This is a genomic window from Pseudomonas sp. LH21, assembly GCF_036549575.1.
GTDB lineage: Bacteria > Pseudomonadota > Gammaproteobacteria > Pseudomonadales > Pseudomonadaceae > Aquipseudomonas > Aquipseudomonas peradeniyensis.
In genome coordinates, this window is record NZ_CP144367.1 from 565,953 (window position 1) to 585,948 (window position 19,996).

Below are 19,996 nucleotides of genomic sequence, written 5' to 3' on the forward strand. Positions count from 1 at the left end.
ACAGTGCCACGTTCTCTGAAAAAAGGTCCTTTTATCGATCTTCACCTGTTGAAGAAGGTCGAAGTGGCGGTGGAGAAGAACGATCGCAAGCCAGTTAAAACCTGGTCGCGCCGTTCGATGATCCTGCCACAAATGGTCGGTCTGACCATCGCGGTACACAACGGTCGCCAACACGTCCCAGTTCTCGTGAACGAAGACATGGTCGGCCACAAACTGGGCGAGTTCGCCGGTACCCGCACCTACCGCGGGCACGTGGCTGACAAGAAAGCCAAGCGTTAAGGGGTAAGGAAATGGAAGTAGCCGCTAAGTTATCGGGCGCTCGCATCTCCGCCCAGAAAGCCCGCTTGGTCGCCGACCAGATCCGCGGGAAGAAGGTGGGCGAAGCGCTCAACCTGTTGGCCTTCAGCAGCAAAAAAGCCGCTGAAATCATGAAGAAAGTCCTCGAGTCGGCCGTTGCCAACGCCGAACACAACGAAGGCGCAGACGTTGATGACCTGAAGGTCTCCACCGTCTTCGTCAACGAAGGGCGTTCGCTGAAGCGCATCATGCCACGTGCCAAAGGCCGTGCTGATCGCATCGTCAAGCGGTCTTGCCATATCACTGTCAAGGTTGCGGACAAGTAACGGAGTCGATCAGATGGGTCAGAAAGTACATCCCACTGGCATTCGCCTGGGAATCGTCAAGGAGCACACCTCCGTCTGGTACGCAGACGGCGCGACTTACGCAGATTACCTGCTGAAGGATCTGCAAACTCGCGAGTACCTCCAGGACAAACTAAAAAGCGCGTCCGTAAGCCGTATCGATATTCATCGTCCGGCTCAAACTGCACGCATCACCATCCACACCGCTCGTCCCGGTATCGTTATCGGCAAGAAAGGTGAAGATGTTGAGAAGCTGCGTCAGGACCTGACCAAGCAGATGGGTGTGCCTGTGCACATCAACATCGAAGAGATCCGCAAGCCGGAACTCGACGCTATGCTGGTTGCTCAGAGCGTTGCCCAGCAGCTGGAGCGCCGCGTTATGTTCCGTCGCGCCATGAAGCGCGCCGTACAGAACGCCATGCGTATTGGTGCCAAGGGCATCAAGATCCAGGTGAGCGGTCGTCTCGGCGGTGCCGAGATCGCACGTACCGAGTGGTATCGCGAAGGTCGTGTGCCTCTGCACACCCTGCGTGCCGATATCGACTACAACACCTACGAAGCTCACACCACCTACGGTGTGATCGGTGTGAAGGTTTGGATCTTCAAAGGCGAAGTAATTGGTGGTCGCCAGGAAGAGCTGAAGCCTCAAGCACCAGCGCCTCGTAAAAAAGCTGCTAAGTAAGGGGTACGCCAAATGTTGCAACCAAAGCGTACAAAATTCCGCAAGCAGATGACCGGCCACAACCGTGGTCTGGCACTGCGCGGTAGCAAGGTCAGCTTCGGCGAGTTCGCTCTGAAAGCTGTCGCCCGCGGTCGTCTCACCGCTCGCCAGATCGAGTCGGCACGTCGTGCCCTGACCCGTCACGTAAAACGTGGCGGCAAGATCTGGATCCGTGTCTTCCCGGACAAGCCGGTTACCAAGAAGCCTCTCGAGGTTCGTATGGGTAAAGGTAAAGGTTCCGTGGAATACTGGGTTGCCCAGATTCAGCCAGGCAAAGTCCTGTACGAGATCGAGGGTGTTTCTGAAGAGCTGGCGCGCGAAGCTTTCGCTCTGGCCGCTGCAAAGCTGCCTCTCGCCACCTCCTTTGTTAAGCGGACGGTGATGTGATGAAAGCGAATGAACTTCGTGAAAAATCCGCACAGCAACTGAATGAGCAACTGCTCGGCTTGCTGCGCGACCAGTTCAATCTGCGCATGCAGAAAGCAACTGGCCAGTTGGGGCAGTCGCACCTGCTCTCGCAAGTTAAGCGTGACATCGCTCGCGTGAAAACTGTGCTCAACCAGCAGGCAGGTAAGTGATCATGGCTGAAGCTGAAAAAACCGTCCGTACGCTGACTGGCCGTGTCGTCAGCGACAAAATGGACAAGACCATCACCGTTCTGATCGAGCGTCGCGTAAAGCACCCGATCTACGGTAAATACGTTAAGCGTTCGACTAAGCTGCACGCGCACGACGAAGCCAACCAGTGCAAGATCGGCGACAAGGTTTCCATCCGTGAAACCCGTCCGCTGGCCAAGACCAAGTCCTGGGCACTGGTTGAAGTCCTCGAACGCGCTGTTGAAGTCTAAGGGCTAAGGGTCGGAGAAATTTTATGATTCAGACTCAATCCATGCTCGATGTGGCCGATAACAGCGGCGCTCGTCGCGTCATGTGCATCAAGGTGCTCGGCGGTTCCCACCGTCGTTACGCCGGTATCGGTGACATCATCAAAGTTACCGTCAAGGAAGCAATTCCTCGCGGTAAGGTCAAGAAAGGCCAGGTGATGACCGCTGTTGTCGTCCGTACCCGTCACGGTGTACGTCGCGCTGACGGTTCCATCATTCGTTTCGACGGCAACGCTGCTGTTCTGCTGAACACCAAGCAAGAGCCGATCGGTACTCGCATCTTCGGGCCAGTGACCCGTGAACTTCGTACCGAGAAGTTCATGAAGATCGTCTCGCTCGCCCCTGAAGTGCTCTAAGGAGATCCGACATGCAAAAGATTCGTCGTGACGACGAGATCATCGTGATCGCCGGCAAAGACAAAGGTAAGCGCGGTAAGGTGCTGAAGGTTCTCGCTGACGACCGTCTGGTCGTCGGTGGTGTCAACCTGGTCAAGCGCCACACCAAGCCTAACCCGATGGCGGGCGTCCAGGGCGGTATCGTCGAGAAAGAAGCGCCTCTGCACGCTTCCAACGTCGCCATCTTCAACGGCGAAACCAACAAGGCTGACCGCGTTGGTTTCAAAGTAGAAGACGGTAAAAAAATTCGTGTCTTCAAGTCGACCCAAAAAGCGGTTGATGCTTGAACACTGCTAGGTAGAAGACCATGGCACGACTGAAAGAGATTTACCGGAACGAAATCGCTCCTAAGCTTAAGGAAGAACTTAAGCTGTCGAACGTGATGGAAGTTCCGCGCGTTACCAAAATCACCCTGAACATGGGTCTGGGCGAAGCGATCGGCGACAAGAAAGTCATCGAGCACGCTGTTGCCGACCTGGAAAAGATCACCGGTCAAAAGCCGGTCGTGACTTTCGCTCGTAAATCCATCGCGGGCTTCAAAGTCCGTGAAGGCTGGCCGATCGGTGTCAAGGTGACCCTGCGTCGCGAAAAGATGTACGAGTTCCTGGACCGCCTGCTGGCGATCTCCCTGCCACGGGTTCGCGACTTCCGCGGCCTGAATGCCAAGTCCTTCGACGGTCGTGGCAACTACAGCATGGGCGTGAAAGAGCAGATCATCTTCCCGGAAATCGATTACGACAAGATCGATGCTCTGCGCGGTTTGGACATCACCCTGACCACCACTGCTCGTTCGGACGACGAAGGCCGCGCTCTGCTGCGTGCTTTCAAGTTCCCGTTCCGCAACTGATTGGAGTAGGAAAATGGCCAAGAAGAGCATGAAGAACCGCGAGCTGAAGCGTCAGCTCACGGTAGCCAAGTTCGCTAAGAAGCGCGCTGAGCTGAAAGCGACCATCGTCAACCTGAACGCCTCTCCTGAAGAGCGTTTCGCTGCCGTTGTCGCCCTGCAGAAGCAACCACGTGACGCCAGCGCCTCGCGCCTGCGTAACCGTTGCCGCCTGACCGGTCGTCCGCACGGTGTATACCCTAAGTTCGGCCTGGGCCGTAACAAGCTGCGCGAAGCCGCCATGCGCGGTGACGTGCCAGGTCTGGTCAAGGCCAGCTGGTAATCCCGGTTGGCGTGACGCCGGCGCAAGGGGAGCGATCTTCCGACCGCCGGTGACCTCGCAACGAAACAAGCCCCTATATGGGGCTTGTTTCGTTTCTGCCTTGTGTCTAGAATGACCGGCTCACCTGAGCCTGGGTTTTTTGCCCTGCCTGCTCGGGTGGTTGTGATAGCCGCAAGGCTAATAATTCTTGTATCAGGAGCATCTAGCCCATGAGTATGCAGGACCCGTTAGCGGACATGCTAACTCGCATCCGTAATGCCCAGATGGCTGAAAAGTCTGTCGTAAGCATGCCTTCTTCCACCCTGAAGGTCGCGGTTGCCAAAGTACTGAAAGACGAAGGCTACATCGCCAGCTACGAAGTGACCGGCGAAGCCAAGCCTTCCCTGTCGATCGAGCTGAAGTACTTCGAAGGCCGTCCGGTCATCGAAGAGCTGAAGCGTACCAGCCGTCCTGGTCTGCGCCAGTACAAGGCCGTTACCGAGCTGCCGAAAGTACGTGGCGGCCTGGGCGTGTCTATCGTCTCCACCAACAAAGGTGTGATGACTGACCGCGCTGCGCGCGCTGCCGGTGTCGGCGGCGAAGTTCTGTGCACAGTGTTCTAAGGGGAGATAGGCATGTCTCGCGTCGCTAAGAACCCCGTTAAGCTGCCAGCAGGCGTCGAAGTCAAATTCGCCGGCCAGCAGCTTTCGGTGAAGGGTGCCAAGGGCACTCTCGAACTGAACGTTCACTCGTCTGTTGAAGTTACCGAAGAAGCTGGTGAGCTGCGTTTCGCACCTCGCAACGGTGATCAGCAAGCTCGCGCCATGGCCGGTACCACCCGCGCCCTGGTCAACAACATGGTCCAGGGCGTAAGCCAAGGCTTCGAGCGCAAGCTCCAGCTGGTCGGTGTTGGTTACAAGGCACAGGCCAAGGGCACCGTCCTGAACCTGGCCCTGGGCTTCTCGCACCCAGTGGATTACGAACTGCCAGCCGGTATCACCGCTGAAACCCCAAGCCAGACCGACATCCTGATCAAGGGTATCGACAAGCAGCTGGTGGGTCAGGTGGCCGCTGAAGTCCGCGGTTTCCGTCCGCCAGAGCCTTACAAGGGCAAGGGTGTGCGTTACGCGGACGAAGTAGTCCGTCGTAAAGAAGCCAAGAAGAAGTAGGGCCTAGCAAATGACCGACAAAAAAGTTACTCGACTGCGTCGCGCTCGCAAAGCACGCCTGAAAATGCACGAGCTCGAAGCCGTGCGTCTGTGCGTGTTCCGCTCCTCGCAGCACATCTACGCCCAGGTCATCTCGGCCGACGGCAGCAAGGTTCTGGCAAGTGCCTCGACCTTGGACAAAGAACTGCGTGATGGCGCCACCGGCAACATCGACGCGGCCACTAAGGTTGGCAAGCTGGTAGCTGAGCGTGCGAAAGCCGCCGGTGTATCTCAAGTTGCCTTTGACCGTTCCGGCTTCAAGTACCACGGCCGCGTCAAGGCGCTGGCTGATGCTGCTCGTGAAGGCGGGCTGGAGTTCTAAGTTATGGCAAATAACGATCAAAAGCGCGACGAAGGCTACATCGAGAAGCTGGTTCAAGTTAACCGCGTAGCCAAAACCGTTAAAGGCGGCCGTATCTTCACTTTCACCGCGCTGACCGTGGTAGGTGATGGCAAGGGTCGTGTTGGCTTTGGCCGTGGCAAATCGCGCGAAGTACCTGCCGCGATCCAGAAAGCCATGGAAGCTGCTCGTCGCAACATGATTCAGGTTGACCTGAAGGGCACCACCCTGCAGTACGCCACCAAGGCCGCCCACGGCGCCTCGAAGGTCTACATGCAGCCTGCCTCGGAAGGTACCGGTATCATCGCCGGTGGCGCAATGCGTGCCGTCCTGGAAGTTGCTGGCGTTCAGAACGTCCTGGCCAAGTGCTACGGCTCGACCAACCCGGTGAACGTGGTTCACGCCACCTTCAAGGGTCTGAAAGCCATGCAATCCCCTGAGTCCATTGCTGCCAAGCGCGGCAAGACTGTTGAGGAGATCTTCTGATCATGGCAACCGTAAAAGTAACGCTGATCAAAAGCACCGCCGGCCGTCTGCCTAACCACAAACTGTGCGTTAAGGGTCTGGGTCTGCGTCGCATCGGTCACACTGTAGAAGTCCAGGATACTCCCGAGAACCGCGGGATGATCAACAAGGCTTACTACATGCTGAAGGTCGAGGGTTAATCGATGAAACTCAATGATCTGAGTCCAGCGCCGGGTTCCCGTCGCGAGAAGCACCGTCCGGGCCGTGGTATCGGTAGCGGTCTGGGCAAGACCGGTGGCCGTGGTCACAAAGGTCAGACCTCCCGCTCCGGTGGCTCCATCGCTCCAGGCTTCGAAGGCGGTCAACAGCCGCTGCACCGTCGCCTGCCGAAGTTCGGCTTCGTTTCCCTGAAAGCCATGGACCGCGCCGAAGTGCGTCTGTCCGAGCTGGCCAAGGTGGAAGGCGATCTGATCACCGTTCAGTCCCTCAAGGACGCCAACGTGATCGGCCAGCACGTACAGCGCGTGAAAATCATGCTGTCGGGCGAAGTCACTCGCGCAGTCACCCTCAAGGGTATCGCCGTCACCAAAGGTGCACGTGCGGCTATCGAAGCAGCTGGCGGCAAGTTCGAGGAATAAATGGCTAAGCAAGGTGCTCTCTCTTCGCTCGGTAAGGGCGGGATGTCGGAACTCTGGGCTCGTCTGCGCTTTCTGTTCATGGCGATCATCGTCTATCGGATTGGCGCGCACATCCCAGTGCCAGGCATTAACCCGGACCGTCTCGCGGATCTGTTCCGGCAGAATGAGGGGACCATTCTTAGCTTGTTCAACATGTTTTCCGGTGGCGCGCTGGAGCGCATGAGCATCTTTGCACTGGGGATCATGCCGTACATCTCGGCATCGATCATCATGCAGCTCATGACCGCTGTCAGCCCGCAGCTGGAGCAGTTGAAGAAGGAAGGTGAAGCTGGCCGTCGCAAGATCAGCCAGTACACCCGCTACGGCACCGTTATCCTGGCGCTGGTTCAAGCCATTGGCATGTCCATTGGCCTGGCCAACCAGGGCGTGGCGTTTTCTGCGGGCCTGGGCTTCCATGTCGTCGCCGTCTCCACCTTCGTGGCGGGCGCGATGTTCATGATGTGGCTCGGCGAGCAGATTACCGAGCGCGGTGTGGGCAACGGTATCTCGATGTTGATCTTCGCAGGTATCGTTGCCGGTCTTCCGAGAGCAATCGGGCAGTCTTTCGAGTCTGCGCGCACAGGCGATATCAACATTTTCGCCCTGGTCGCTATCGGTTTGCTGGCAGTAGCGATTATCGGCTTCGTGGTGTTCATTGAGCGTGGTCAGCGTCGTATCGCCGTTCACTACGCCAAGCGTCAGCAGGGCCGCAAGGTCTTCGCTGCGCAGACCAGCCACCTGCCGCTGAAGGTGAACATGGCGGGCGTAATTCCGGCCATTTTCGCGAGCAGCATCTTGCTGTTCCCGGCTTCGCTGGGTGCCTGGTTCGGTCAGTCCGAAGGTATGGGCTGGCTGCAGGACATCTCGCAGTCGATCGCTCCTGGTCAGCCGTTGAACATTCTGCTGTTTAGTGCAGGGATCATTTTCTTCTGCTTCTTCTACACAGCGTTGATGTTCAACCCGAAAGACGTAGCGGAAAACCTGAAGAAGTCCGGTGCCTTTATTCCGGGTATCCGTCCTGGTGAGCAGTCGGCGCGCTACATTGATGGCGTCCTGACCCGTCTGACCATGTTCGGTGCTCTTTACATGATGGCCGTGTGCCTTCTGCCCCAGTTCCTGGTGGTGGCAGCAAACGTGCCGTTCTACCTTGGCGGGACCTCGTTGCTGATTGTGGTAGTGGTTGTGATGGACTTCATGTCCCAAGTACAATCGCACCTCGTTTCGCACCAGTACGAATCCCTGATGAAGAAAGCCAACCTGAAAGGCTACGGCGGCAGCGGTCTGCTGCGCTGATTTAGCCCCTTAAGGTTCGAGGAGTCGGTAATGAAAGTTCGTGCATCGGTGAAAAAGCTGTGCCGCAACTGCAAGATCATTCGTCGCGAAGGTATCGTGCGCGTGATCTGCAGCGCGGAACCGCGTCACAAGCAGCGCCAAGGCTGAGTGTGATCCGCGCTTCAAACCCAGCAGCTAGTGTGCTGCTGGGTTGATTATTCGTTTCTACAGCGATATTATCTCGCGCCCTATTTCTTGGCTTCCGGGGCGTAGGTAGCTGTCAATTGGAGTCCCACTGAATGGCCCGTATTGCAGGCGTCAACATTCCAGATAACAAGCATACTGTTATCTCGCTGACCTACATCTATGGTGTCGGTCGCACTACCGCGCAGAAAATCTGTGCGGACGCTGGTGTAAACCCAGCCGCTAAGATCAAGGATCTGAGCGACGAGCAAATCGAAACCCTGCGTGGCGAAGTCGCGAAGTTCACCACCGAAGGTGACCTGCGCCGTGACATCAACATGAAGATCAAGCGCTTGATGGACCTGGGTTGCTACCGCGGCCTGCGTCATCGTAAAGGTCTGCCGGTTCGCGGTCAGCGCACCAAGACCAACGCACGCACCCGTAAGGGCCCGCGTAAGCCGATCCGCAAGTAATCGCCCAGGAATATAGACATGGCAAAACCTGCTGCTCGTCCTCGTAAAAAAGTCAAAAAGACAGTGGTTGATGGCATCGCCCACATCCATGCGTCTTTCAACAACACCATCGTGACCATCACCGACCGTCAGGGCAACGCACTGTCCTGGGCTACTTCCGGTGGTTCGGGTTTCCGTGGTTCGCGCAAATCCACCCCGTTCGCAGCCCAGATCGCTGCTGAGCGTGCTGGTCAAGCTGCGCTGGAATATGGTCTGAAGAACCTCGACGTCAACGTCAAGGGTCCAGGTCCAGGTCGTGAATCCGCCGTTCGTGCACTGAACAGCTGCGGCTACAAGATCGCCAGCATCACCGACGTGACGCCAATCCCGCACAACGGGTGCCGTCCGCCGAAGAAGCGTCGCGTGTAATCAGGAGACAGATAAATGGCACGTTACATTGGTCCAAAATGCAAACTGTCTCGCCGTGAAGGCACTGACCTGTTCCTGAAGAGCGGCGTTCGCGCTCTGGAATCGAAGTGCAACATCGAAGCAGCCCCAGGTATCCACGGCCAGCGCCGTGGCCGTCAGTCCGACTACGGTACCCAGCTGCGCGAGAAACAAAAAGTCCGTCGTATCTACGGTGTTCTGGAGCGTCAGTTCCGCGGTTACTACCAAGCTGCTGCCTCGAAAAAAGGCGCAACCGGTGAGAACCTGCTGCAACTGCTCGAGTGCCGTCTGGATAACGTCGTCTACCGTATGGGCTTCGGCTCGACTCGTTCCGAGTCCCGTCAGCTGGTTTCGCACAAAGCGATCAGCGTCAACGGTAAGACTGTGAACATTCCATCCTACCAAGTTCGTCCGGGTGACGTGGTCTCGGTTCGCGAGAAGTCGCTGAACCAGCTGCGCATTGTTCAAGCCCTTGAACTGTGCGCCCAGCGTGGCCGCGTTGAGTGGGTTGACGTGGATGCTGCTAAAAAGTCGGGCGTTTTCAAGAACGTTCCTGCTCGCAGCGACCTGTCCGCCGACATCAACGAAAACCTGATTGTCGAGCTCTACTCCAAGTAAGGGCTAGAAAATAGGTGCATCCATGCAGATTTCGGTAAATGAGTTTCTGACACCCCGTCACATCGACGTGCAGGTTGTCAGTCCAACCCGCGCCAAGATCACGCTCGAGCCTCTCGAGCGTGGCTTCGGCCATACCCTGGGCAACGCGCTGCGCCGCATCCTGTTGTCCTCCATGCCTGGCTGTGCAGTAGTCGAGGCCGAGATCGACGGCGTACTCCATGAGTACTCCGCGATCGAAGGTGTTCAGGAAGACGTCATTGAAATCCTGTTGAACCTGAAAGGCCTGGCTATCAAACTGCACGGTCGTGACGAAGTTACGCTGACCTTGTCGAAAAAGGGTTCGGGGGTGGTTACCGCTGCCGATATTCAGCTGGATCACGATGTCGAGATCGTCAACCCCGATCACGTAATCGCGAACCTGGCGTCCAACGGCGCCCTGAACATGAAGCTCACCGTAGCTCGTGGTCGCGGTTACGAGCCGGCCGACTCCCGTCAGACTGACGAAGACGAAAGCCGCAGCATTGGCCGTCTCCAGCTGGACGCTTCGTTCAGCCCGGTGCGTCGTATCGCCTACGTGGTCGAGAACGCCCGTGTTGAACAGCGTACCAACCTGGACAAGCTGGTCATCGATCTGGAAACCAACGGTACCCTGGATCCTGAAGAGGCTATCCGTCGTGCCGCGACCATCCTGCAACAGCAGCTGGCCGCGTTCGTCGACCTCAAAGGTGACAGCGAGCCGGTTGTGGTCGAGCAGGAAGACGAGATCGATCCGATCCTGCTGCGCCCGGTTGACGACCTGGAACTGACCGTACGTTCGGCCAACTGCCTCAAGGCGGAGAACATCTACTACATCGGCGACCTGATTCAGCGTACCGAAGTAGAGCTGTTGAAGACTCCTAACCTGGGCAAGAAGTCCCTGACTGAAATCAAGGACGTCCTGGCCTCCCGTGGTCTTTCCCTCGGCATGCGCCTCGACAACTGGCCGCCTGCAAGTCTTAAGAAAGACGACAAGGCGACTGCCTGATCGTCGTAATCACCGAACGTAGTGTTTGGTAAGGAATGAATCATGCGTCATCGTAAAAGTGGACGTCACCTGAGCCGTACCAGCTCTCACCGCAAGGCTATGTTCCAGAACATGGCAGTGTCGCTGATCGAGCACGAGCTGATCAAAACCACCCTGCCGAAAGCCAAGGAACTGCGCCGCGTTGCCGAGCCGCTGATCACCCTGGCCAAGGAAGACAGCGTCGCCAACCGTCGTCTGGCCTTCGACCGTACCTGTTCGAAGTCCGCCGTTGGCAAACTGTTCAACGACCTGGGCAAGCGTTACGCCACCCGTCAGGGCGGCTACCTGCGCATCCTGAAGTGCGGTTTCCGCGCTGGCGACAACGCGCCTATGGCGTACGTCGAGCTGGTTGATCGTCCGGTCGGTGGTGCTGTAGAAGCTGCCGAGTAAGACGTTCTGTCTGCTGCAAAGAACCGGGCCTAGGCCCGGTTTTTTGTTGCCTTATGAATTGTTATTTTCTATTGATGTAAGTCAGGTAATGAATTTGTTCTTGTAACATGGGTCGACAATACTCTCTCCAAGCCGATTAGCCGGCAGTTCAAGACCGATCAGGAGAGCCCATGAGCAAGATTCTCACCACCGCAAGCGGCGCGCCCGTAGCCGACAACCAGAACTCCCGTTCCGCAGGTCCTCGCGGCCCGCTGCTGCTCGACGATTTCCACCTGGTCGAGAAGCTCGCCCACTTCAACCGCGAGAACATCCCTGAGCGTCGCGTGCACGCCAAGGGCTCCGGCGCCTACGGCACCTTCACCGTCACCCGCGATATCACCGAACTCACCAGTGCCAAATTGTTCGACAGCATCGGCAAGCAGACCGAGACGTTCCTGCGCTTCTCCACCGTGGGTGGTGAGCGCGGCTCGGCGGACACCGAGCGCGACCCGCGTGGTTTCGCGGTGAAGTTCTACACCGAGGAAGGCAACTGGGACATCGTCGGCAACAACACGCCGGTGTTCTTCATCCGTGATCCGCTGAAGTTCCCCGACTTCATCCACACCCAGAAGCGCCACCCGCAGACCAACCTGAAGAACGCGCAGATGATGTGGGACTTCTGGTCGCACTCGCCCGAGGCGCTGCACCAGGTCACCATCCTGTTCTCCGACCGCGGTATCCCGGACGGCTACCGCCACATGCACGGTTTCGGCAGCCACACCTACAGCCTGATCAACGCCAAGGGTGAGCGCACCTGGGTCAAGTGGCACTTCAAGACCCAGCAGGGCATCAAGAACCTGGCGCCGGCTGAGGCCGCCCGCCTGGCCGGCAGCGACCCGGACTACGCCCAGCGCGACCTGTTCCAGGCCATCGAGCGCGGTGACTTCCCACGGTGGACCGTGTGCATCCAGGTGATGAGCGAAGCCGAGGCCGCCAGCCGTGACGAGAACCCCTTCGACGTGACCAAGACCTGGTCGCAGAAGGACTACCCGTTGATCGAGGTCGGCGTGCTGGAACTCAACCGCAACCCGCTCAACTACTTCGCCGAAGTCGAGCAGGCGGCGTTCGGCCCCAGCAACATGGTGCCCGGGGTCGGCCTGTCGCCGGACCGCATGCTGCAGGGCCGGGTGTTCGCTTATGCCGATGCGCACCGCTACCGCGTGGGTACCAACCACCAGCACTTGCCGGTCAATGCGCCACGCTGCCCGGTGCACAGCTACCAGCGCGATGGTTCCATGGCCTCCGGCGCCTACGGCAGTGCTCCCAACTACGAGCCAAACAGCTACGCGGACGCACCGAAGCAGTCGCCGCGCCATGCAGAGCCTGCATTGGCCCTGAACGGTTCGGCGGACCGCTACGACCACCGCGAAGACAACGACTACTACAGCCATGCCGGCGCGCTGTTCCGCCTGATGAGTGATGAACAGAAGGCGCTGTTGATCGGCAACATCGCCGGCACCATGGCGGGCGTCAGCGAGGATGTCGTCCAGCGTCAACTGCAGTACTTCTTCAAGGCTGATCCAGCCTACGGAGAAGGCATCGCCAAGGCCTTGGGCATCAACCTGGCCTAAGTCGAAGTGATAACAAGAACCGCCCTCGTTTGGGCGGTTTTTCAATGAATATCACTACTGTTTAGCCGAATTTTTGCTTCTAATTGCGCGTTTTTCAGTGACCGCGAGCAAAACCTGGTTCACACTATGTCCCATAGACGTATTCACAGGGAGAAGCAGGGCGATGCAAGGTCACCCGGACGTAATCAACTACCTCGTCACGTTGCTGAAGGGCGAACTGGCAGCACGCGATCAGTACTTCATTCACTCGCGGATGTACGAAGACTGGGGCTTGGGCAAGCTCTACGAGCGTATCAACCACGAGATGGAAGAAGAGACGCAGCACGCCGACGCCCTGATGCGCCGTATCCTCATGCTCGAAGGCACCCCGGACATGCGCGCCGACGACCTGCACGTGGGCAGCACCGTGCCGGAGATGATCGAGGCCGATCTGAAGCTCGAGTACAAGGTCCGTGCCGCGCTGTGCAAGGGCATCGAGCTGTGCGAGCTGCACAAGGACTACATCAGCCGCGATATCCTGCGTGCGCAGCTGGCCGATACCGAAGAAGATCACACCTACTGGCTGGAGAAGCAGCAGGGGCTGATCAAGGCCATTGGCCTGGAGAATTACCTGCAGTCGCAGATGTAAAAGCTTGGGGCTGCCTTGCAGCCCTTTCGCGGCACGAGGCCGCTCCTACATTTGAACGCGTCAACCTAGAGATTACGCGATCGCCTGTAGGAGCGGCCTTGTGCCGCGAATGGGGCGCAAAGCGCCCCCATTGCTTTATGCCCGGTCGCGCTCCAGCAGCGGCTTGAGGTAGTGGCCGGTATACGATTGCTTCTTCTCGGCCAGCTCTTCCGGTGTACCACAGGCAATGATCTGCCCACCCTTGGAGCCACCCTCCGGACCCAGGTCCACCAGCCAGTCGGCAGTCTTGATCACATCCAGGTTGTGCTCGATCACCACCACGGTATTGCCGTGGTCACGCAGGCGGTGCAACACGTCCAGCAGCTGCTGGATATCGGCGAAATGCAGGCCGGTGGTCGGTTCGTCGAGGATGTACAGGGTCTTGCCGGTGTCGCGCTTGGACAGTTCGCGCGACAGCTTGACCCGCTGCGCCTCGCCGCCCGACAGGGTGGTCGCCGATTGCCCCAGCTTGATGTACGACAGGCCGACATCCATCAGCGTCTGTAGCTTGCGCGCCAGGGCCGGGACCGCGTCGAAGAACTCGCGGGCATCCTCGATGGTCATTTCCAGCACCTCGTGGATGTTCTTGCCCTTGTACTTGATCTCCAGGGTTTCGCGGTTGTAGCGCTTGCTCTTGCACACATCGCAGGGCACGTAGATGTCCGGCAGGAAGTGCATTTCCACCTTGATCAGGCCATCGCCCTGGCAGGCTTCGCAGCGTCCGCCCTTGACGTTGAACGAGAAGCGCCCGGGGCCGTAGCCGCGGGAACGCGACTCCGGCACGCCGGCGAACAGCTCGCGGATCGGCGTGAAGATGCCGGTGTAGGTCGCCGGGTTGGAACGAGGCGTGCGGCCGATCGGGCTCTGGTCGATATCCACCACCTTGTCCAGGTGCTGCAGGCCATCGACGCTCGCGTGCGGCGCGGCCTCCAGGCTGCTCGCGCCGTTGAGCGCGGTGGCGGCGAGGGGGAACAGGGTGTTGTTGATCAGCGTCGACTTGCCCGAACCGGACACACCGGTCACGCAGGTCAGCAGGCCGATCGGCACTTCCAGGTCGACGTTCTGCAGGTTGTTGCCGCGCGCGCCCTTGAGCTTGAGCGACAGCTTCTTGTTGCGGGGTGTGCGCTTGGCCGGGACGACGATCTTCTTGCGTCCGGACAGGTACTTGCCGGTCAGCGAGTCGGGGTGCGCCATGACCTCTTCGGGCGAGCCCTCGGCGACGATCTGGCCGCCATGCACGCCGGCACCCGGGCCGATATCCACCACGTAGTCGGCCAGGCGGATGGCGTCCTCGTCGTGCTCGACCACGATCACCGTGTTGCCCAGGTCGCGCAGGTGGTTGAGGGTGGCCAGCAGGCGGTCGTTGTCCCGTTGATGAAGGCCGATGGACGGTTCATCGAGGATGTACATCACTCCCACCAGGCCGGCGCCGATCTGGCTGGCCAGGCGGATCCGCTGGGCCTCGCCGCCGGACAGGGTATCGGCGCTGCGGTCCAGCGTCAGGTAGTCGAGACCGACGTTGACCAGGAACTGCAGGCGCTCGCAGATCTCCTTGAGGATTTTCGCCGCGATCTCGCCACGACGTCCGGTGAGGGTCAACTCGCCGAAGTAGTTGCTGGCTTCGCCGATCGGCAGGTTGGTCACCGCCGGCAGTGTCTTTTCGCCGACCCACACATGGCGCGCTTCGCGACGCAGGCGGGTACCGCGGCAGTCGGGGCAGGGCTGGGTGCCGAGGAACTTGGCCAGCTCTTCACGCACGGTGGCCGACTCGGTCTCGCGGTAGCGGCGCTCGAGGTTGGGCACGATGCCCTCGAAGGGGTGCGAGCGCTTGACGATGTCGCCACGGTCGTTGAGGTACTTGAAATCGACGCTCTGCTTGCCGCTGCCCTGCAGGATGACCTTCTGGTGCTCGGCCGACAGCTCGCCGAACGGTTCCTCGAGGCTGAAACCGTAGTGCGCGGCGAGTGAGCCGAGCATCTGGAAGTAATAGACGTTGCGCCGGTCCCAGCCACGTATCGCGCCTTCGGCCAGGGTCAGCTCGGCGTTGACCAGGCGCTTGGTGTCGAAGAACTGCTTCACCCCCAGGCCGTCGCACGTCGGGCAGGCGCCGGCCGGGTTGTTGAAGGAAAACAGCTTGGGCTCCAGCTCGCTGATCGCATGGCCGCACACCGGGCAGGCGAAGCGCGCCGAGAAGATCACTTCCTCGCCGTCTTCGTCGTCCATCGGCGCGACCAAGGCAATGCCGTCGGCCAGCTTGAGCGCGGTCTCGAACGACTCGGCCAGGCGCTGCTGCAGGTCGGCGCGGACCTTGAAGCGGTCGACCACGACATCGATGCTGTGCTTCTTCTGTTTATCCAGCTTGGGCAGTTCGTCGAGCTCGTAGAGCTTGCCGTTGACCCGCGCGCGAACGAAGCCCTGGGCACGCAGTTCGTCGAACACCGCCAGGTGCTCGCCCTTGCGCTCGCGGATCACCGGGGCCAGCAGCATCAGCTTGCTGCCTTCGGGCTTTTCCAGCACCAGATCGACCATCTGGCTGATCGTTTGCGCTTCCAGCGGGATATCGTGGTCCGGGCAGCGTGGCGTACCGACGCGGGCATAGAGCAGGCGCAGGTAGTCGTAGATCTCGGTGATGGTGCCGACGGTCGAGCGTGGGTTGTGCGAGGTCGACTTCTGCTCGATGGAGATCGCCGGCGACAGGCCTTCGATGGTGTCGACGTCGGGCTTTTCCATCATCGACAGGAACTGCCGGGCATAGGCCGACAGCGATTCGACGTAGCGGCGCTGGCCTTCGGCGTACAGCGTGTCGAACGCCAGCGAGGACTTGCCGGATCCGGACAGGCCGGTGATCACGATCAGTTTGTCCCGGGGCAGGGTCAGGTCGATGTTCTTCAGGTTGTGGGTACGCGCCCCACGGATCAGGATCTTGTCCACTACGGCCTCGCTCGGCGGGCATAAACAAAGGAGTATACGGCGCGCTGCCATTACGCGGCAAAGCGTCACGTATATGCCGTCAAGGCGTCGGACTGATAGAATCGCCGCCGGTTCACACGAGGTTAATCCATGCACGACACCCACAACGAGCGCATGAGTGGCAGCGAAACCCGCGCCGCCAGCGGCCTGGCCCTGGTCTTCGCCTTTCGTATGCTGGGCATGTTCATGGTACTGCCGGTGCTGGCCACCTACGGCATGGACCTGGCCGGCGCCACGCCTGCGCTGATCGGTCTGGCCATCGGTGCCTACGGCCTGACCCAGGCCGTGCTGCAGATTCCGTTCGGGGTGATTTCCGACCGCATCGGCCGCCGTCCGGTGATCTACGTGGGGTTGATCATCTTCGCCCTGGGCAGCGTGCTGGCGGCCCAGGCCGATTCCATCTGGGGCGTGATCGCCGGACGCATCCTGCAGGGGGCGGGGGCGATTTCCGCGGCGGTGATGGCGTTGTTGTCCGACCTGACCCGTGAGCAGCACCGGACCAAGGCGATGGCCATGATCGGCATGAGCATCGGCCTGTCGTTCGCCGTGGCGATGGTGGTCGGCCCGCTGTTGACCCGCGCCTTTGGCTTGTCAGGATTGTTCCTTGCCACCGCAGGACTTGCCCTGGTCGGCATCGGCCTGATCGCCTTCGTCGTGCCCAACTCGCACACTGTGTTGACCCACCGCGAGTCCGGTGTCGCCCGTCAGGCCCTCGGTCCGACCCTGCGCAATCCGGACCTTCTGCGCCTGGATATCAGCATCTTCGTGCTGCACGCGATCCTGATGGCCAGCTTCGTGGCGCTGCCCCTGGCCTTCGTCGAGCGCGGCGGGCTGCCCAAGGAACAGCACTGGTGGGTGTACCTGACCGCCTTGCTGGTTTCATTTTTTGCAATGATCCCCTTCATCATCTACGGGGAAAAGAAGCGCAAGATGAAACGCGTGTTGCTCGGCGCGGTCAGTGTCCTGCTGCTGGTGGAGGTGTTCTTCTGGCAGTGGGCTGACAACTTGCGCGGACTGGTGATCGGCACCGTGGTATTCTTTACTGCATTCAACCTGCTGGAGGCATCCTTGCCTTCGCTGGTCAGCAAGGTGTCGCCTGCCGGTGGCAAGGGGACGGCGATGGGGGTGTACTCCACCAGCCAGTTCCTCGGCGCCGCGCTGGGAGGCATCCTCGGTGGCTGGTTGTTCCAGCACGGTGGCTTGAGCATGGTGTTCCTGGGATGTGCCGTGTTGTGCGTCCTGTGGTTGCTCACTGCGTTGCGCATGAACGAGCCGCCGTACGTGACCAGCCTGCGCATGCCGCTGACGCCGGAAGCGGTCCGGGAAGCCGGGCTGACCGAGCGCCTGATGGCCGTGCCGGGTGTGACCGACGCCGTGGTGGTGGCAGAAGAAGCCGCCATCTATATCAAACTGGATACGAAAATTTTGGACCGTGCGACCCTCGAGCGTCTGGTGAACCCAGCCTCTGCGGCGTGCGAAGCCTAGGAGAACGTTATGGCCCGTGGGGTTAACAAAGTCATTCTGGTCGGTACCTGCGGTCAGGATCCCGAAGTCCGCTACCTGCCCAACGGTAACGCCGTGACCAACCTGAGCCTGGCCACCAGCGAGCAGTGGACCGACAAGCAGTCGGGCCAGAAGGTCGAGCGTACCGAGTGGCACCGTGTGTCGCTGTTCGGCAAGGTCGCCGAGATTGCCGGCGAGTACCTGCGCAAGGGTTCGCAGTGCTACATCGAAGGCAAGCTGCAGACCCGCGAGTGGGAAAAGGACGGCATCAAGCGCTACACCACCGAGATCATCGTCGACATCAACGGCACCATGCAGTTGCTTGGCGGTCGTCCGCAGGGTCAGCAGGGTGGTGGCGACCAATACAACCAAGGTGGTGGTAACAACTACAACCAGGGTGGCCAGCAGCAGTACAACCAGGCTCCGCGCCAGCAGGCCCCACGTCCGCAGCAGGCGCCACAGCGCCCGGCGCCGCAACAGCCGGCTCCGCAGCCAGCCGCTGACTTCGACAGCTTCGACGACGATATTCCGTTCTGATACTTCCTGGGGGCGCCAACGGTGCCCCAGCGAAACAGAGCTGAAACAAGAAACCCGCTTCATACCTGAAGCGGGTTTCTTTTTGTCTGAAGCCGGTGCTCTGACAAGGCGTCAGCCTTCTTCGAGTGCCGTTCTGGCAAATTGGGCGTCCAGTTCCGGCGTTGCTCCGCTGATACCGATGCCGCCGATATGCCTGCCGTTCGCGTCCATGATCGGCAGGCCGCCTTCCAGCAGGGTGAACCCGGGGAGCGAGGCGTAGGGATTGGCCGGCAGCGCGGTGCTGCGCTCGCCGAGCGAGCGGGTCGACAGAGGGAAGCGGGCGGATGTCTCTGCCTTGAGCTGCGCGACCTGGATGCTGCCGCTGCTGGTGCCATCCATGCGGTGGAAGTACTTCAGGTTGCCATGGTTGTCGACGATGCTGATGACGATGGCAAAGCCTTGGGCACGGGCGGCACGTTCTGCGGCATCGGCCATGCTCCGCGCGCGCTCGGTTGTGATCTGCTGGGTGGTGGGAGGCGTGTGAACATTGTCTGCCGTCGCCGCTACGGTGGGTTGAAGGAACACCGAAGTGCCAATCAAGAGGGTGGTCAAAAGGTACTTGATATTCATGCCCGTGAGCCTCGTCCATGTGTGGCCCGTTAACCTAACAGGCACAGGATATTTCGCGACGTAGTACGTTTCCGATAGCGACGTAGGAGCGCGCAATTGCCGACGTAATGCTGTTCTTGAATGCCGTCATGTGGCTTGAACTTTGGACGTGACGATGGCTATCGTCACGCTCCTCCCATTCAGGAACCGAGACATGGATGTGCTCATGGGACTGCTGGCGGCTGTACTTTGGGGAGCCACCGACTTTCTGGTCGGCATGAATGCCCGGGCGGTTGGCGTAAGGCGGGCGGTATTCTTCGGACAGTTGTTGGGCCTGTTGTTGATGGGGCTCATCATTGCCGTATCTTCCCTGCAACTCACCAAGATGGTCGCGGCTCCAGCGAGCGTGCTGCTGCTCGCCTGCCTGGCGGCGCTATGTACCTTGAGCGGCGCATTGGCGCTTTCGAAGGCGTTCGCGATCGGCAAGACCTCGGTGGTGGCGCCGCTGGTGACTTCCTATGGCGTGTTCACCACGCTGCTCGCCTGGCTGGGCGGCGAGGCGCTGGGCACCTGGCAGATCTTCGGGTTGCTGACCTGCTTCTTGGGTGTGGTCCTGGCCAGCCGTGAGGCAAAGGGCGGCAGTGGGCAAACGCATGCGGGCGGTCGTCTGTCGGTCGGCTTCGCCCTGCTGGCGGCGCTGCTGTATGGCGTCAGCTTCTGGGTCCAGGGCAAGTACGCACTGCCAGTGCTGGGGCCGGTGAACATGCTGGCGCTGGGCTACGGAGTAGGGGTTCTGTTCCTGCTGCCTGAGGCGCTGCGAATGCTTCGAGACCAGGTTACGGTCAGGCTCAAGACCTGGGGCACCTTGTGTGGTGCCAGCCTTTTCAACCTGGGAGGCTTCTCGGCGTTTTCCTGGGGCGCGTTGCATGGCTCGATTGCGGTCGTCACGGTGATCAGCACCTTGTCCGGAGGCATTGCCGCGATTCTCGGCTTCCTGTTCTACCGCGAGCGCCTGTCCCTGCTGCAGGTCGTCGGGGTGATCCTGGTGTTGGTGGGCGCTGTCCTCCTGCATCTGTATGGATGAAGCGGCGAAATGCCCTGAGCCTGATCCAGATCATCGCGCTTTGCAGATTCTTGACTAGGCTTAACAGTTGGCGGTGTCTGTCCACCGTCACCGTGAAGTCCCTGAGGCGCCGGCCAAGTCCCGCGCGCCCGAGAACC

The 19,996-nt window shown here is 59.8% G+C and carries 30 protein-coding genes; 28 read left to right on the forward strand and 2 right to left on the reverse strand.

The window, feature by feature from the left end:
* Nucleotides 1-3: 3 nt before the first annotated feature.
* The 25 genes from rpsS (at nt 4) to bfr (ending at nt 13,138) form a co-directional block, all read left to right on the forward strand.
* A complete protein-coding gene (gene rpsS / locus VUG52_RS02710) occupies nt 4-279 on the forward strand; it encodes a 30S ribosomal protein S19 (protein WP_003255482.1) in 276 nt (91 codons plus the stop codon).
* A gap of 11 nt (nt 280-290) precedes the next feature.
* A complete protein-coding gene (gene rplV, locus VUG52_RS02715) occupies nt 291-623 on the forward strand; it encodes a 50S ribosomal protein L22 (RefSeq protein WP_003103908.1) in 333 nt (110 codons plus the stop codon).
* A 13-nt stretch (nt 624-636) separates the two neighbouring features.
* On the forward strand, nt 637-1,323 hold the full coding sequence (gene rpsC, locus VUG52_RS02720) for a 30S ribosomal protein S3 (RefSeq protein ID WP_011531889.1): 687 nt from the start codon (nt 637-639) through the stop codon (nt 1,321-1,323).
* A gap of 12 nt (nt 1,324-1,335) precedes the next feature.
* A complete protein-coding gene (gene rplP, locus VUG52_RS02725) occupies nt 1,336-1,749 on the forward strand; it encodes a 50S ribosomal protein L16 (protein WP_009397508.1) in 414 nt (137 codons plus the stop codon).
* Nucleotides 1,749-1,940, forward strand: coding sequence for a 50S ribosomal protein L29 (gene rpmC / locus VUG52_RS02730; RefSeq protein ID WP_002555481.1), 192 nt, complete (start codon nt 1,749-1,751; stop codon nt 1,938-1,940). Before rplP ends, rpmC begins: the two co-directional genes overlap by 1 nt.
* A gap of 2 nt (nt 1,941-1,942) precedes the next feature.
* On the forward strand, nt 1,943-2,209 hold the full coding sequence (gene rpsQ / locus VUG52_RS02735; protein WP_003255478.1) for a 30S ribosomal protein S17: 267 nt from the start codon (nt 1,943-1,945) through the stop codon (nt 2,207-2,209).
* A gap of 23 nt (nt 2,210-2,232) precedes the next feature.
* On the forward strand, nt 2,233-2,601 hold the full coding sequence (rplN, locus tag VUG52_RS02740) for a 50S ribosomal protein L14 (protein WP_008089810.1): 369 nt from the start codon (nt 2,233-2,235) through the stop codon (nt 2,599-2,601).
* 11 nt (nt 2,602-2,612) lie between these two features.
* Nucleotides 2,613-2,927, forward strand: a complete 315-nt coding sequence (gene rplX, locus VUG52_RS02745; protein ID WP_016715319.1) for a 50S ribosomal protein L24 — start codon at nt 2,613-2,615, stop codon at nt 2,925-2,927.
* Between the two features lie 20 nt (nt 2,928-2,947).
* Entirely contained in the window at nt 2,948-3,487 is a 540-nt protein-coding gene (rplE, locus tag VUG52_RS02750) for a 50S ribosomal protein L5 (protein WP_012316517.1), read from the forward strand.
* Between the two features lie 13 nt (nt 3,488-3,500).
* A complete protein-coding gene (rpsN, locus tag VUG52_RS02755) occupies nt 3,501-3,806 on the forward strand; it encodes a 30S ribosomal protein S14 (protein ID WP_331832390.1) in 306 nt (101 codons plus the stop codon).
* 209 nt (nt 3,807-4,015) lie between these two features.
* Nucleotides 4,016-4,408 carry a 30S ribosomal protein S8 gene (gene rpsH / locus VUG52_RS02760; protein ID WP_028690236.1) on the forward strand — a complete coding sequence of 131 codons (393 nt, stop codon included), beginning with the start codon at nt 4,016-4,018 and terminating at the stop codon, nt 4,406-4,408.
* Nucleotides 4,409-4,420: 12 nt separating this feature from the next.
* Nucleotides 4,421-4,954: a 50S ribosomal protein L6 gene (gene rplF / locus VUG52_RS02765; protein ID WP_028690237.1), complete on the forward strand. Its 534-nt coding sequence runs from the start codon at nt 4,421-4,423 to the stop codon at nt 4,952-4,954.
* Between the two features lie 10 nt (nt 4,955-4,964).
* The gene (rplR, locus tag VUG52_RS02770) at nt 4,965-5,315 is read left to right on the forward strand and encodes a 50S ribosomal protein L18 (protein WP_011531893.1); all 351 of its coding nucleotides are present in this window, start codon (nt 4,965-4,967) and stop codon (nt 5,313-5,315) included.
* 3 nt (nt 5,316-5,318) lie between these two features.
* Complete coding sequence (gene rpsE, locus VUG52_RS02775; protein WP_011531894.1) at nt 5,319-5,819, forward strand: 30S ribosomal protein S5; 501 nt, start codon at nt 5,319-5,321, stop codon at nt 5,817-5,819.
* A 2-nt stretch (nt 5,820-5,821) separates the two neighbouring features.
* Nucleotides 5,822-5,998: a 50S ribosomal protein L30 gene (gene rpmD, locus VUG52_RS02780; RefSeq protein ID WP_028690238.1), complete on the forward strand. Its 177-nt coding sequence runs from the start codon at nt 5,822-5,824 to the stop codon at nt 5,996-5,998.
* A 3-nt stretch (nt 5,999-6,001) separates the two neighbouring features.
* Nucleotides 6,002-6,436 (forward strand): 50S ribosomal protein L15, encoded by a 435-nt coding sequence (gene rplO, locus VUG52_RS02785; RefSeq protein ID WP_011531896.1) that lies wholly within the window; start codon nt 6,002-6,004, stop codon nt 6,434-6,436.
* The gene (secY, locus tag VUG52_RS02790; protein ID WP_003255459.1) at nt 6,437-7,768 is read left to right on the forward strand and encodes a preprotein translocase subunit SecY; all 1,332 of its coding nucleotides are present in this window, start codon (nt 6,437-6,439) and stop codon (nt 7,766-7,768) included.
* A 30-nt stretch (nt 7,769-7,798) separates the two neighbouring features.
* Nucleotides 7,799-7,915, forward strand: a complete 117-nt coding sequence (gene rpmJ / locus VUG52_RS02795; RefSeq protein ID WP_011531897.1) for a 50S ribosomal protein L36 — start codon at nt 7,799-7,801, stop codon at nt 7,913-7,915.
* A 131-nt stretch (nt 7,916-8,046) separates the two neighbouring features.
* Nucleotides 8,047-8,403 (forward strand): 30S ribosomal protein S13, encoded by a 357-nt coding sequence (gene rpsM / locus VUG52_RS02800; protein ID WP_003255457.1) that lies wholly within the window; start codon nt 8,047-8,049, stop codon nt 8,401-8,403.
* A gap of 18 nt (nt 8,404-8,421) precedes the next feature.
* On the forward strand, nt 8,422-8,811 hold the full coding sequence (gene rpsK / locus VUG52_RS02805) for a 30S ribosomal protein S11 (protein WP_003255454.1): 390 nt from the start codon (nt 8,422-8,424) through the stop codon (nt 8,809-8,811).
* 15 nt (nt 8,812-8,826) lie between these two features.
* Entirely contained in the window at nt 8,827-9,447 is a 621-nt protein-coding gene (gene rpsD / locus VUG52_RS02810; RefSeq protein WP_023629185.1) for a 30S ribosomal protein S4, read from the forward strand.
* A gap of 22 nt (nt 9,448-9,469) precedes the next feature.
* Nucleotides 9,470-10,471, forward strand: coding sequence for a DNA-directed RNA polymerase subunit alpha (locus VUG52_RS02815; protein ID WP_003255452.1), 1,002 nt, complete (start codon nt 9,470-9,472; stop codon nt 10,469-10,471).
* A 42-nt stretch (nt 10,472-10,513) separates the two neighbouring features.
* Nucleotides 10,514-10,900 carry a 50S ribosomal protein L17 gene (rplQ, locus tag VUG52_RS02820; protein ID WP_331832396.1) on the forward strand — a complete coding sequence of 129 codons (387 nt, stop codon included), beginning with the start codon at nt 10,514-10,516 and terminating at the stop codon, nt 10,898-10,900.
* Nucleotides 10,901-11,070: 170 nt separating this feature from the next.
* The gene (locus tag VUG52_RS02825) at nt 11,071-12,510 is read left to right on the forward strand and encodes a catalase (RefSeq protein ID WP_262952440.1); all 1,440 of its coding nucleotides are present in this window, start codon (nt 11,071-11,073) and stop codon (nt 12,508-12,510) included.
* A gap of 163 nt (nt 12,511-12,673) precedes the next feature.
* Complete coding sequence (gene bfr, locus VUG52_RS02830; protein ID WP_050703558.1) at nt 12,674-13,138, forward strand: bacterioferritin; 465 nt, start codon at nt 12,674-12,676, stop codon at nt 13,136-13,138.
* A 135-nt stretch (nt 13,139-13,273) separates the two neighbouring features.
* Here the strand turns inward: bfr and uvrA are convergent, their stop codons facing one another.
* Nucleotides 13,274-16,108, reverse strand: a complete 2,835-nt coding sequence (gene uvrA / locus VUG52_RS02835) for an excinuclease ABC subunit UvrA (protein WP_050703559.1) — start codon at nt 16,106-16,108, stop codon at nt 13,274-13,276.
* Nucleotides 16,109-16,237: 129 nt separating this feature from the next.
* Here uvrA and VUG52_RS02840 point away from each other — a divergent pair, with 129 nt between their 5' ends.
* Nucleotides 16,238-17,632 carry an MFS transporter gene (locus tag VUG52_RS02840; protein WP_050703560.1) on the forward strand — a complete coding sequence of 465 codons (1,395 nt, stop codon included), beginning with the start codon at nt 16,238-16,240 and terminating at the stop codon, nt 17,630-17,632.
* Nucleotides 17,633-17,641: 9 nt separating this feature from the next.
* Nucleotides 17,642-18,187, forward strand: coding sequence for a single-stranded DNA-binding protein (locus VUG52_RS02845; RefSeq protein WP_028690243.1), 546 nt, complete (start codon nt 17,642-17,644; stop codon nt 18,185-18,187).
* A 111-nt stretch (nt 18,188-18,298) separates the two neighbouring features.
* Here VUG52_RS02845 and VUG52_RS02850 read toward each other — a convergent pair whose 3' ends face one another.
* A complete protein-coding gene (locus VUG52_RS02850; protein ID WP_082337615.1) occupies nt 18,299-18,796 on the reverse strand; it encodes a GlcG/HbpS family heme-binding protein in 498 nt (165 codons plus the stop codon).
* Between the two features lie 193 nt (nt 18,797-18,989).
* On the opposite strand from VUG52_RS02850, the gene VUG52_RS02855 reads away from it, so the two are divergent.
* Entirely contained in the window at nt 18,990-19,859 is an 870-nt protein-coding gene (locus VUG52_RS02855) for a DMT family transporter (protein ID WP_050703561.1), read from the forward strand.
* Nucleotides 19,860-19,996: the final 137 nt, after the last annotated feature.